14 protein-coding genes and 1 pseudogene are annotated in these 12514 nt (G+C 35.9%); 10 read left to right on the forward strand and 5 right to left on the reverse strand.

The features are described 5' to 3' along the window. Positions 1 to 1214: 1214 nt before the first annotated feature. Positions 1215 to 1775, reverse strand: a complete 561-nt coding sequence (locus BSM4216_RS15805) for a hypothetical protein (RefSeq protein ID WP_053083274.1) — start codon at positions 1773 to 1775, stop codon at positions 1215 to 1217. Positions 1776 to 2451: 676 nt separating this feature from the next. On the opposite strand from BSM4216_RS15805, the gene BSM4216_RS15810 reads away from it, so the two are divergent. The 5 genes from BSM4216_RS15810 (at position 2452) to BSM4216_RS16925 (ending at position 5598) form a co-directional block, all read left to right on the forward strand. Then, on the forward strand, positions 2452 to 2709 hold the full coding sequence (locus BSM4216_RS15810; protein WP_048624567.1) for a hypothetical protein: 258 nt from the start codon (positions 2452 to 2454) through the stop codon (positions 2707 to 2709). A gap of 489 nt (positions 2710 to 3198) precedes the next feature. Further along, complete coding sequence (locus tag BSM4216_RS15815; RefSeq protein WP_048624568.1) at positions 3199 to 4071, forward strand: helix-turn-helix domain-containing protein; 873 nt, start codon at positions 3199 to 3201, stop codon at positions 4069 to 4071. A gap of 14 nt (positions 4072 to 4085) precedes the next feature. Continuing rightward, positions 4086 to 4526, forward strand: a complete 441-nt coding sequence (locus tag BSM4216_RS15820) for a hypothetical protein (protein WP_048624569.1) — start codon at positions 4086 to 4088, stop codon at positions 4524 to 4526. Positions 4527 to 4681: 155 nt separating this feature from the next. Beyond that, positions 4682 to 5230: a MerR family transcriptional regulator gene (locus tag BSM4216_RS15825; RefSeq protein ID WP_048624570.1), complete on the forward strand. Its 549-nt coding sequence runs from the start codon at positions 4682 to 4684 to the stop codon at positions 5228 to 5230. A 191-nt stretch (positions 5231 to 5421) separates the two neighbouring features. Further along, positions 5422 to 5598 carry an antitoxin VbhA family protein gene (locus BSM4216_RS16925; protein WP_169799179.1) on the forward strand — a complete coding sequence of 59 codons (177 nt, stop codon included), beginning with the start codon at positions 5422 to 5424 and terminating at the stop codon, positions 5596 to 5598. Positions 5599 to 6201: 603 nt separating this feature from the next. Here the strand turns inward: BSM4216_RS16925 and BSM4216_RS15830 are convergent. Next, complete coding sequence (locus tag BSM4216_RS15830) at positions 6202 to 6723, reverse strand: tyrosine-type recombinase/integrase (RefSeq protein WP_048624571.1); 522 nt, start codon at positions 6721 to 6723, stop codon at positions 6202 to 6204. A gap of 730 nt (positions 6724 to 7453) precedes the next feature. On the opposite strand from BSM4216_RS15830, the gene BSM4216_RS15840 reads away from it, so the two are divergent. Both BSM4216_RS15840 and BSM4216_RS15845 read left to right on the forward strand, forming a co-directional pair. Next, positions 7454 to 7693 carry an AbrB/MazE/SpoVT family DNA-binding domain-containing protein gene (locus BSM4216_RS15840; RefSeq protein ID WP_081473003.1) on the forward strand — a complete coding sequence of 80 codons (240 nt, stop codon included), beginning with the start codon at positions 7454 to 7456 and terminating at the stop codon, positions 7691 to 7693. Then, positions 7690 to 8019: a type II toxin-antitoxin system PemK/MazF family toxin gene (locus tag BSM4216_RS15845; protein ID WP_003352727.1), complete on the forward strand. Its 330-nt coding sequence runs from the start codon at positions 7690 to 7692 to the stop codon at positions 8017 to 8019. Before BSM4216_RS15840 ends, BSM4216_RS15845 begins: the two co-directional genes overlap by 4 nt. A 283-nt stretch (positions 8020 to 8302) precedes the next feature. On the opposite strand, the pseudogene BSM4216_RS15850 reads toward BSM4216_RS15845, so the two are convergent. The 3 genes and pseudogenes from BSM4216_RS15850 to BSM4216_RS15860 all read right to left on the reverse strand — a co-directional run. Further along, positions 8303 to 8614 (reverse strand): annotated as a pseudogene (locus BSM4216_RS15850) (IS4 family transposase); the annotation flags it as partial. Positions 8615 to 8745: 131 nt separating this feature from the next. Beyond that, positions 8746 to 9081 carry a hypothetical protein gene (locus BSM4216_RS15855; protein WP_048624574.1) on the reverse strand — a complete coding sequence of 112 codons (336 nt, stop codon included), beginning with the start codon at positions 9079 to 9081 and terminating at the stop codon, positions 8746 to 8748. A 14-nt stretch (positions 9082 to 9095) separates the two neighbouring features. Beyond that, on the reverse strand, positions 9096 to 10004 hold the full coding sequence (locus BSM4216_RS15860) for a helix-turn-helix domain-containing protein (RefSeq protein ID WP_048624575.1): 909 nt from the start codon (positions 10002 to 10004) through the stop codon (positions 9096 to 9098). Positions 10005 to 10156: 152 nt separating this feature from the next. Between BSM4216_RS15860 and tnpA the strand changes: the two genes are divergently transcribed. From tnpA to tnpC, 3 genes are all read left to right on the forward strand, one after another. After that, on the forward strand, positions 10157 to 10477 hold the full coding sequence (tnpA, locus tag BSM4216_RS15865) for an IS66 family insertion sequence element accessory protein TnpA (RefSeq protein WP_003352856.1): 321 nt from the start codon (positions 10157 to 10159) through the stop codon (positions 10475 to 10477). Continuing rightward, a complete protein-coding gene (tnpB, locus tag BSM4216_RS15870; RefSeq protein ID WP_003352857.1) occupies positions 10471 to 10827 on the forward strand; it encodes an IS66 family insertion sequence element accessory protein TnpB in 357 nt (118 codons plus the stop codon). Before tnpA ends, tnpB begins: the two co-directional genes overlap by 7 nt. A 61-nt stretch (positions 10828 to 10888) precedes the next feature. Further along, the gene (gene tnpC / locus BSM4216_RS15875; protein WP_048623352.1) at positions 10889 to 12466 is read left to right on the forward strand and encodes an IS66 family transposase; all 1578 of its coding nucleotides are present in this window, start codon (positions 10889 to 10891) and stop codon (positions 12464 to 12466) included. Positions 12467 to 12514 lie beyond the last annotated feature (48 nt).

Below are 12514 nucleotides of genomic sequence, written 5' to 3' on the forward strand. Positions count from 1 at the left end.
ATTTTACCCTGTTTTCTGTGGTAGGCAACAGGGCAGGTTGTTCGGGGTGGTAGCCGAACAGCCTTTTTATTTTGTCGTTTTTTATTTTTTATTTTACTCTGAACAATATTTTAACAATATTTTAACTCCAAAAACACCAAAATTCTAGTCATTTTCCCAATCTTCAGCAATATTGATAGAATTTATAAAATAGTCATTTTATAACCGATTTGCTCAACCTCACTCATAGAATAGCCAAATTTGGCTCATTTTGGCTTTCTAAGCGTGCTTAAATAGTTTCCTAATGGTTTTTATCTAGTAAATTAATTTTGGCTTAAAAATCGAGTAGGAGGGAGCGATTAACTCCCGTCCTCTCACACCACCGTACGTACGGTTCCGTATACGGCGGTTCAATTAAGATAATTGACGCAAGTCTTTATAACTTCCGTGAATAGCTGTTCTCTTTATGCCAGTGGTCACTCCACCCTCCAAGAGGTCTCCCACGGGATTCACCGCTTCCTCCCTCAAGTGAGGTACTACGTTTTCTGTGTTCATCATGACTCACTGAATACCAAGGGCTATTCTCTCTTAATTGTTCGGTCCTTCTTAGTTGTTCTAGACCAACTAATACTATGACCTCTGCTGACTTCTGACGGTTCAGCTACTTATCACTAAGTAGGTTATGAAGAGTACTTCACATATCCGCCAGACCTCCCCGGGTAAGTACATGCACTTTCACACCATCTATCCGCCTCATTTACTCGATATGACCTTCGACAGAAAGAGCTTTGTTTTGTTATGCAAACTCACTCAATCATACCTAGCCTTATATGAGGTTCGTGTTCCTCGGACCGGTGTTTTGCCTCCAGCTTCCTTCAGATTCCGCGTCACCACGGACACCCTTGCTCTTGGCTAACCTCTACTTCTGTCTTCGGGGTTCGGGACTTACACCCTATAGTTCATGTACATGCCGGGCGCACATAAAAAACACCCTAAATAGGTGTTTTTTATTTTTTAAAGTTTCGTAGGTTTTTAATTAGAACTTTTATCTTTGGGTGTTTTCCGATAAACAGTAAAATAAATAAATGCAAAAAGGAAGAATAATGTTTGAATCACATTTGTTACTATTTTTAATTCCGAATAATCAAAAAAGATATGACCGAGACAATACGAACCTGTTACAACAATCAGAAATTTCAAAAGGGATTTCATTATTTCCGTCTCCTGTTATTTGCTTAGAATAGTAAAAATACAATTGCTCTAGCTGTGATTCCTGCTAACCAACTTGACACGCCAATACTTTTCAATCGTTTTTCTATAGCATCTTCTATTGTTCCACTAAAGTCAATAACAACATTAAGAGTACTCATAACAAATTGATATGCTAAGTATTTTTTTAGTGTGCTTTTTGCACTACTTGAAATTGGAAGTTTGGCTATGTAATTTCTAACTGTTCTATCCCAAGACACTCTTCCAATTTTTTGCAGTTTACTAATCATAGATTTTGCGGCAACTTTTGCAGCAGTTGATTTTACACCTAGAGTAGTAATACCACTATCTTGTTGTGCTTGTTGTGGAAGATTGGATTGGATACCATATTGAATATCTTCTGCCGAAATTCCATGTTTTTGCAATTCAATTTCTAACTCTATGAGCTTTTGAATTTCTTTTTGAGATAGTTTTGTATTCGCTTCTTGGTTTGTTACCGTCTGTCCCACCCTTTTAAATAGAGTTGGGAACATGACATTTAATATAATTACTCCAGTATTAATAATTGAAACAATTGTCTGAATCATAAAAACGACTCCTTTCTTTAAATTCAATTTCAAATACTTTAGCAGCTGAATTGTTTCTTTTTAAGAGCATAAGACGATTTTTTTCATGAATTTAAAAAAGCGCCACTCTCTGCCGTTATTCATCCTTAGAAAGGAGCCTATTGCAGACAAATTATTCTTAGATTCATAGCAAAAAAAAGTGGGACAAACGTGGGATAAGCGTGGACCATTTATGGGATTTTAGTGGGCTATTCGTGGGACTTTAGTGGACTTTTTGTGGGCGAATCGCCTTTTTTATGTACCCATCGTTTTATCAGGCACTGCCTGATCCCACACCTTCGGTGGGGGCAAAAACTCCTTATGCTCTTGCACTTTTCTGCCACGAAAAATTACAGGTATTTCTGAATAATTTATTTATTTTGTGGCACAATTGTAATCGTGTATAATACGGACACGATCTTCAAGGGGGATCGGCCTGTTAGTTAGGTAGAATAATCCACCCATCAGCCGTTAAACTCAAGGGTGGATTATTTTTTGTGAAATGACAGTATTGAAACAGAGGTCCAGGGCAGCATACTGTTTCACTGTTGCCCTGCCAACCTAATAGAACTTATTTTTATCATCGAACAGCTTTTCGAAATTATGCTAATATTACATCAACAATATTAATATAATTCAGGGGAATAGTTGTGAAAAAATGGATAAATTGGATAAAAATATAAAACAAAACAAATTTTTAAAAAAATACCAAAATTTTAATATGGGGATTGTTTATGCTCTCATTATTGTGATATGCGGAGTATTAAAAGTAAGTACCTCAATTCCACTAATTTTATTGTCATTAGTGGTAATAGTAGACTTGATTGTTTCCATCATAACCAAAAAAAAGAAAGATACCATTATTGATGTTTTCGCCATAATCCTTTTATGGCTTGGAGCAATCTTTTTGAGATAAAAAAAGATAATCTTCAAGATTATCTTTTTTGCTTATTTTAAGCCAAAATTAATTTACTAGATAAAAACCATTAGGAAACTATTTAAACACGCTTAGAAAGCCAAAATCGTGCAAATTTCGCTATTCCATGAGTGAGGTTGAGCAAATGGTTATAAAAGATATATTTTATCAACATTGCTGAAGATTGGGAAAATGACTAGAATTTTGGTGTTTTTGGAGTTAAAATATTGATCAGAGTAAATAAAAAATAAAAAACGACAAAATAAAAAGGCTGTTCGGCTACCACCCCGAACAACCTGCCCTGTTGCCTACCACAGAAAACAGGGTAAAATACCTTAACTAAGTCCATTATAAATGGTTTACATAAAAATTTTCAACTATAAAATTTCCCTTTTTTGGACTTCAAAGGTGTATTTTATCCCTTTCTGTGATCGGTAACGGGGTAGAATACGCCTTTTTGTTTTGTCTAAGGAAAGGGAGATTCTTATCATGGCAAATCAATTAAAAGACACATTGAGAGTTTTCGTTGTACCAACTGAAATTCTAGACATGGAAGAGCTAACAACACACGAAAAAATGGTTTATATCGTTTTGCGTTCTTATGCAAACAGCCAAGATGACACAGCTTTTCCTTCGTATGACACGATAGCAAAAAAAGCATCAATGCACAGAAGAACAGCCATTAAATGTGTTGAGAAATTAGTGAAATTGGGGCTATTGGTTAAAGAAGAAAGAAAAAAAGTAAACAAAAACGGTAAGATCAGCCCAACATCTAACCTTTACACTATCCGTCGCCCTGCTGAAATTAAAAATGAAGTAGTGAACCCTAGTGAATCTAATACACCACCCCTAGTGAATGACATGCACTACCCTAGTGAACCAGATTCACTACCCCTAGTGAACGAGATTCACCACCCTAGTGAATCAGATTCACCCGAACAAAAGAATATTAAAATAACCAATGATAAAAGATTAAAAGAAAATTATAGAGAGAGAGACTTATTAAAAGGGGCGGAAATTGAAGAAGAACTGAAAGATTACATAGAAGAACGATTAGAAGAATTTGAGGAAAAGGGAATTGATTTACAAATGGTAATAAATTGGATTGAAGCTAATACGGAATTCTATAGTTTCTCTGAATTCGCTGTAGGTATTAATCAGCTTTTAGAGTTTCCAGAACCTATTAAAAATCCTATTCGCTTTTTGAATAGCACTTTTGCCGATATTGAAAAATACGTTAAAGATTTTCGTAAAAAACAACTGAAAAAAGGTAAAAAGGAAATGGCAGCGAAAAAGAAACAACAACAACCACACTTCCAACCACAACCACAAGCAGTTTTTTATAATTGGCTTGAACAGTGATAGGAGTGGTTTATATGCACATGTATGAAGTTGATTGGGAAAAACTTCTAGAAGAAAAAAATACAGAGGGGATACTAGCTGGAGTAATGGCTGAAACGGTGGAAAGTATGTTTTTCTATTTGGATTGGTCAACTAGACACTTAAAACAATTACAAAAACAAAATCCAGCCACAGAAGAACATCATTCCGAAGCTCTGTTTATGTTTGGAATCATGAATGTAAGTTGCAAACTTTTATATATAGATCCATATGAATGGTGCAAAGCAACCAAAATTCCATATAGGGGAAGAAATAAAACCTATTGGCATTTATTTAATAACAAAAAACCTTATGACATTTTCGGGAAACCAATGCAAAAACCAGGTTTTTATTATGAATTAATTGGTCAAATGATGGGAACAAAAAACGAAATAGAACTTGAGCAATTAAAGAAAGAATTAAATGATTCAAATTAAAGCGAATCCGGCTCAAAAATCATTAAAATTTGCCTATCTGGCTCTATTTTCTAAAGTGATGAGCGATGATAATATGGTTTATAATCATTGGTAAGAAAGTAACGAATAATGATGAGTGAATAACAAAAACATTCAATGATAGATGGTGGTTATTAATGAGTGAATATCTAACAATTGCAGAATTGGCAGAGCAGGCAGGTATTCCGAATTCAACTTGTAGGCGCTATTTGGCTAATTTTGAATTGTTCTTCGTGGTTAAAGGTGGAAGTCGATTAAAAAAATATGAAGCTGAAGCTGTAAACATCCTCAAAAGGATAAAGCAACTTTATGATGAGGGAAAAGATACAAATGAGATCCGCAACATCTTAGCCAATGAGTTTCCTTTGGTGATTAACCATGATGAACAACGAGAAACAAGTGAGAAAGTTACAAACACACCAACATTGGCAACCAGTGAGGATGTTGAAGAGATCAAAAAAGCACTGGAAGAACAAAAGAAATTCAATGAAATGCTATTAAAAAAGTTAGACGAACAAAGCCGATACATCAAAGAGTCATTGGAGAAACGTGATCGACAACTCATGGAGTCCTTGACTCAATCTTTGGAAATTAGACAAGCTAGAATTGAAGCAGCCATAACAGAAAAAGAGACACAAAAAAGTTTTTTTTCACGTTTGTTTTCCAAAAAAGGGAAAGAAAAATAAGAAGGCCGATAAAAAAGTGTATCGACCCTCGAAAATTGTGCACTATGGGGCTCTGAGACAAATTTATCTTTCGTTATACGTATAAGTGTCTTGTTAAATGCAAAATTCGGCTTCATTTTGTGGTGAGTTTTGGAGATCTGCTACTAAAAATTGTTAATTCTTGCTCAGTGGTTAGAAGGGAGCGAAGATTCATGAAATATTCAAAGGAAACGTTACAAAAGAAATTTTCGTCTGTAAAAGCTTCACTTGAAATCGAAGGCTTAAAAGTAACGAAAGAAATTGAGGATCTAGTCATTGCAAAAGCAGCAGGAGAGATTTCTTTTGATCAGTTTAAACGTGAAGCAGCTAGGTTGGCAGGGAAACAGTGAATCGGTATGCTGCCCTGGGCCTCTGTTTCAATACTGTCTTTTAACCAAAAAAATAATCCACCCTTGAGTTGTTAGGCCAAAGGGTGGATTATCCGTCCTAAAGCCGATCCCCCCTTGAAGATCGTATCCGTATTATACACGATTACAATTGTATCGCGAAATTGATAAAAATATTCTGAAATATATGAGATTTCAGCGTGGTAGAAAAATGCAAGAGCATAAGGAGTTTTTGCCCCCACCAAAGGTGTGGGATCAGGCAGTGCCTGATAAAACGATGGGGTCAAAAAAAGTGAGCTTTCTATATAATTTCTATATAGTTTTCATATGGTTTCTATATGAACTCTATATATCATTCTATATATTTTCTATATGCTTTTTTTGCGTTTTAAACATTGGTGGGAGGAAAAGTGAAAATTATGTTGTATGATTTTTCACTAAAAAATGAGAGTGCCCATTTACATACCTTGCATGCAGGTATTCAATAGGGTTCGAATGTTTCGAATAATATTGCGCACAATAGGACCCGTAGGGAGTAAGATATGAGCTACTTTGGAATAGTTGAATAGAGTTTTTGGACTGTTCAATTTTGTACAGTCCGAATTTTTATTTATCCTGAAACACGCTAAAATGTTTCAAGACATTTTGAGTTTCTTCTTCTGTGATCCCGATATAACGGAGAGTAACAGAAGGATGAGAATGGTTCAAAATCTCTTGCAACATGGCAATATCTTTCGTGGCTTTATAAAACCAATAGCCAAATGTTTTTCTGAGCGTATGATTGCCGACATGCTCCACCCCGGCAAAATCAGCCGCCTTTTTCAGCTGGCGGTAAGCCTGTGTCGGTGTAATCGGCCGGTTTCCTTTCCTTGATGGAAAGAGCCACTCACTGTCTAATCCAGCTGCGTATTCATACACTTCCTCAAAACAATGGCCAATATAAATATCGCGGATTTTTTGGGTTTTTCCTTCTTTTACTCGTAAAACCTTCTCTTTTTTGTTTTTCAGCCTCAGAATCGCTTCCGTTTTGATTTTAAGCAGGTCTCCAACCCGTAGGCCTGTTTCACACCCTAACACAAATAAAATGTAATCTCGGGGCAAACAGTGGCGTTTTAACGCCCATTTCATATCGTCTAATTGCTGCTGACTACGTAAGCGTCAAATCTTGGACACCTTCTTGATGTGCTAATTTCATGAGATAATCTCCTCAAGATGAAATTGAAGGAGGTTTTTTTATTTGTGTTAGGGTGTGAAACAGGCCTACGGGTTGGAGACCTGCTTAAAATCAAAACGGAAGCGATTCTGAGGCTGAAAAACAAAAAAAAAAAAAACCAAAAAAACCCGGGAATTTTAATTTGGTTTTTTTTTTTTTTGTTTTTCAGCCTCAGAATCGCTTCCGTTTTGATTTTAAGCAGGTCTCCAACCCGTAGGCCTGTTTCACACCCTAACACAAATAAAAAAACCTCCTTCAATTTCATCTTGAGGAGATTATCTCATGAAATTAGCACATCAAGAAGGTGTCCAAGATTTTACGCTTACCTGACTACGAATCGGCTGCACATTTTTTGGTGTCGACATCTTTTCTCCTTCCCTTGAAAATCAATGATTTGAATGTACGATTTTGTAGGATACCTCGATCATATCGAAGAAAAAGGGAAAGGACAAGAGAATAAGCGAAAATGAATGTATGATTTTATACAAATTCGTACATTTGTTCAAAACTGAAAAAGGTAGGGGAAAGTTAGGGAACTTGATACGTATCATTTTTTGCGAAAATGTATATACTTTGTATATACTTAAAAGACGGAAGGTGGTATAATTGAATTCCAATAAAGGAGAAGGGGTGGAAACTATGGCAATGGCAACAACTGTTCAAAAGTGGGGAAATAGTCTTGCAGTTCGTATCCCTAAAGATGTTGCTGAGCGAGTTGCGATTCATCAAGGCTCCGAAATCGAGTTAAGAGTTATAGATGATAAGAAAATCACATTAGTTCCAAAACAGAAGAAATACACGTTAGAAGAACTTTTAAAGCAAGCAAAGCCGGAAAATCGTCATAAGGAAATTGATTTTGGTATTGAAGGGAATGAATTAATTTGACCCAAGCACCAGACCGTGGGGATTTGGTTTATCTAAATTTCAACCCACAATCTGGACACGAACAAGCAGGACGTCGCCCAGGTATTGTATTGTCCCCGAAAGAATTTAATGAAATAACACGATTTGCACTTATTTGTCCAATTACAAACACAGTAAAGGGTTGGCCTTTTGAAGTAGAGCTCCCAGAAGGTTTAGCCATTCAGGGAGCTATTTTGACTGATCAAGTTAAAAGTTTAGATTGGGTATCCAGAAAGATTCAAATTAAGGATCAAGCACCACCCGAAATTGTAACTGAGTGTTTGAACAAAATACATACTTTTTTGTAAAAAGATAAAAAGCATCAAATAATGGAGTTGATCCGAATGAATGAAAGTAATTATTTAACACCGGAGCTAGTCGAAAAGATGTGAGCTTCTCTCAATAGCCTTACAGAGGAAAAAAAGTTAAAGCTGAAAAAGATGCTGCCACTCGTTGATGAGACACATAAACAGGCTTTACAAAAAATGATCATAAAATAGCATGATGGCGAATGCCATCTATAAAACACCTTGGAACTAAGAAACAGCAAGATTGAATTCCGAGTTGATAACCAAGATGGACAAACAATGAGGGTTGAAGCAGACGGATCATTTCACTGCTTAATGAAAGCAGAAACTTTCTCCAATGATAGGTTGGTGTATTTAAAAAGCGATAGACTGTATCCTTTCCGGGCAGATCCTGAGATCGTTTACTCATAAAAGCACGAAACCAGTTCTTATATTGGAAGACTAAAAGAAAAATCAGTTTGAAAACAGTAAGACAAGAATACCCGGAAAGTTTCGTAATATTCGCTTTTCTTAAATGATATCCAATATTTAATTCGGAAAATCCTTGTTTAATTTCTTTTGGTAATTGCGCAAAGTAGTCTTTATTCGTTATCATAGTGGTGACACCTTTCTTTTGGATTTGGTTTCGTCACCAATATTTTACCAAAAGAATAGGTGTCTTTCTTTATGTTTTAAAAAATGTCAAATGATAATTTTGTACTTCCCAAAACCATTTACATCAAGCATTTAAACAAGATTTTGGACTGCGAAAGCTGAGTTATTAAATAAATGCCAATAGGTTTTATTTCTTCCCCTATATGGAATTTTGGTTGCTTTGCACCATTCATATGGATCTATATATAAAAGTTTGCAACTTACATTCATGATTCCAAACATAAACAGAGCTTCGGAATGATGTTCTTCTGTGGCTGGATTTTGTTTTTGTAATTGTTTTAAGTGTCTAGTTGACCAATCCAAATAGAAAAACATACTTTCCACCGTTTCAGCCATTACTCCAGCTAGTATCCCCTCTGTATTTTTTTCTTCTAGAAGTTTTTCCCAATCAACTTCATACATGTGCATATAAACCACTCCTATCACTGTTCAAGCCAATTATAAAAAACTGCTTGTGGTTGTGGTTGGAAGTGTGGTTGTTGTTGTTTCTTTTTCGCTGCCATTTCCTTTTTACCTTTTTTCAGTTGTTTTTTACGAAAATCTTTAACATATTTTTCAATTTCAGCAAAAGTGCTGTTTAAAAACAGAATAGGATTTTTAATAGGTTCTGGAAACTCTAAAAGCTGATTTATTCCAACTGCAAATTCAGAGAAGCTATAAAATTCCTTATTGGCTTCAATCCAATTTATTACCGTTTGTAAATCAATTCCCTTTTCCTTGAATTCTTCTGAACGTCCTTCTATGTAATCTTTTAATTCTTCTTCAATTTCAGCCCCTTTTATTAAGTCTCTCTCTCTAATCTTATTAGTATTATTAATCTTAGTATTATTTAATTTAGTATTATTTGGTGACCATTTTGGCGATCCTTGCTTATCCATTTTGGTTACTCTTGGTTGACCATTTTGGGTAAGCTGATAACCATGCGATTTTTCGGCTCTTTTTTCGTCATAAACGTTGATTTCATCAGGTTGACCATTTTGGTTATCCTTGCTTGACCACAAACCTAATACTTCAAAAATTTTGTCTGTTATACGGTAATGGATTTTAGCTGGCAATCCTTTTAACTCTTTTTCGATAAGTCCCATTTTTACCAATTCATTTACTTTTCTTCTAACAGTGTTTTTTGGAATAGTTGTATTTTCTACAAGATTGTCATCCGTACAGAAAAACCATTCGCCATCTGTTAGTTCTCCACGATTTGCCCAGTATTTATACAAGCTCACAAGTTCGCTGTATACGACTGCTTCCGTCAATCCGATAGCTTTTGCTAAACGTTTATTTACAACAATAGATCCGTCTGAACGAAGCAAATCAATAATGACATCTTTCATTGTTTTTATCTCCCTTTCCTTAGACAAAACAAAAAGGCGTATTCTACCCCGTTACCGATCACAGAAAGGTAAGCGTCAAATCTTGGACACCTTCTTGATGTGCTAATTTCATGAGATAATCTCCTCAAGATGAAATTGAAGGAGGTTTTTTTATGCCTAAGAATCCTGAATTACGAAAGGTTTGGGAACAACGAATCGCTGACTATCGTAAAAGCGGTCAAACTCAAGTAAACTGGTGCAAGGAAAATCAATGGAGTATTCACCAGTTTAAATACTGGTTAAGAAAAATTGAAAATCCAATAAAAAATCAAGGAAAGTCTACAAAATGGGCATCCGTTACCCTAGAAGATCATTCACAAACAGTTGAAAATTCATTACGGATTGAAATTAGTGGGATTTCAATTGAAGTAAAACCTGGTTTCGATCCGGCCTTTCTTTCAGAAGTGGTTAGGACGTTGAAATCAACATGTTAGTTGGTACAAGAGCTGAACGAGTTTACTTGGCAAAAGGAAGTACTGATTTGAGAAAATCCATTGATGGATTAGCTGCTTTGGTGAAAGAGGGATTTGATTTAGATCCCTTTTCATCAAGCTATTTTGTGTTCTGTAATCGAAAGCGAGATAAATTAAAAATTCTTCACTGGGACTATAATGGTTTTTGGCTTTATTATCGTCGATTGGAAAAAGGAAAATTTCAATGGCCAAATGAAAATGACACTGGAACGATACAAATTAGTTATCGGCAATTACGCTGGTTATTGGATGGCCTTGCAATGGAGCAAAAGAAAGCACACCCAGAAGTAAAGGCTAGAACAGTTATATGAATTTTTTACTTTTAACAAAAACCTTGGAGGAAAATAGCTAAAACCGTCGAATTATTACTACATGATGAAAAATTTAAAGAATCCTACCCAAAACCCATTTGAATTAATTGAAAAACTTCAACAGCAAATCGTTGAATTGACGGCGAAATTACGATGGTATGAAGAACAGTATCGTCTTAGTCAAAAACGAAAATTTGGCTCTTCAAGCGAAAAAACAAATCCTAATCAATTAGAACTACCTTTATTCAATGAAGCAGAGGTAGAGTCTAATGTAAAAGCCGAAGAGCCAACTGTTGAAACAATTACATATCGTCGTAAAAAGAAACGTGGTCAACGTCAAGCTACGTTTGAAAACCTGCCTATGGAAACGATTGAATATCGTTTACCCGAAGAAGAGCAGGTCTGTTCGTGTTGCGGTGAAAAAACACACGAAATGAGCACAGAAGTACGACAAGAATTAGTGATTATTCCGGCTCAAGTCAAAGTTTTAAAACACGTTCGATATGTCTATGGATGCCGTCATTGTGAGCGTAATGAAATAGAGACACCAATCGTTACAGCACCTGCCCCAAAATCTGTGTATCCAAAAAGTTTAGCTTCACCGTCAAGCATGGCATATATTATGAATCAAAAATATGTAGAGGGGCTACCTCTATATCGCCAAGAACAACAGTTCAAACGATTAGGTGTGATCTTATCCAGGCAAACCATGGCCAATTGGATGCTTTATGGTGCCGAAAAATGGCTTGCGCCAATTTATCAACGAATGAAAGAGCATCTCCTCTCTAAAGACATTCTACATGCGGATGAAACAACTGTTCAGGTTTTACATGAACCTGGAAGGTCAAGTACATCGAAATCTTACATGTGGCTTTATCGGACTGGAAGAGAGGATCCACCACTTGTCCTTTATGACTATCAGGAAACTAGAGCAGGAGAACATGCCAAAGAATTCCTAAAAGGGTTTAAAGGATACCTGCATGTCGATGGATATGCAGGATACCATAAGGTATCCGGCGTAACATTAGTTGGATGTTGGGCTCATGCCCGCAGAAAGTTCGATGAGGCTTTAAACGTACTTCCTGAATCCAAACGTCATTCAGCAGTCACAGTTCGGGAAGGACTCAATTTCTGTAATCAGCTATTTGCCATCGAGCGTGATTTGAAAGAATGTACACCAGAAGAACGATATAAAAAACGACTTAAACACAGCCAACCATTGTTGGAGGCTTTTTCAGCATGGCTAAAAACAGAGAAAAGCAATGTTTTACCAAAGAGTCTATTAGGTCAAGCCATTACATACTGCCTCAACCAATGGGAAAAACTCGTGGCATTTTTAGAGGATGGACGTTTAGAAATCGATAATAATCGAAGTGAACGATCCATTAAACCATTTGTGATCGGTAGGAAGAACTGGATTTTTAGCAATACTCCGAAAGGAGCTAAGGCCAGCTCAATCATTTACAGTATTGTGGAGACAGCAAAAGAGAATAAATTAAATCCATTTTATTATCTTCGCTACTTATTTGAAAGGCTTCCCAATATGGATATAAGCAATATGGATGAGCTTGATCAACTACTTCCTTGGTCCAAAACAATTCCTTTGAATTGTCGGGTTTTTAATAACTTATCACAATAATAGTATTTAATCCCTATCATTAAAAGGTGGGGATTATTTTACGCTTAC

The sequence above is a fragment of the Bacillus smithii genome (genome assembly GCF_001050115.1).
GTDB lineage: Bacteria > Bacillota > Bacilli > Bacillales > DSM-4216 > Bacillus_O > Bacillus_O smithii.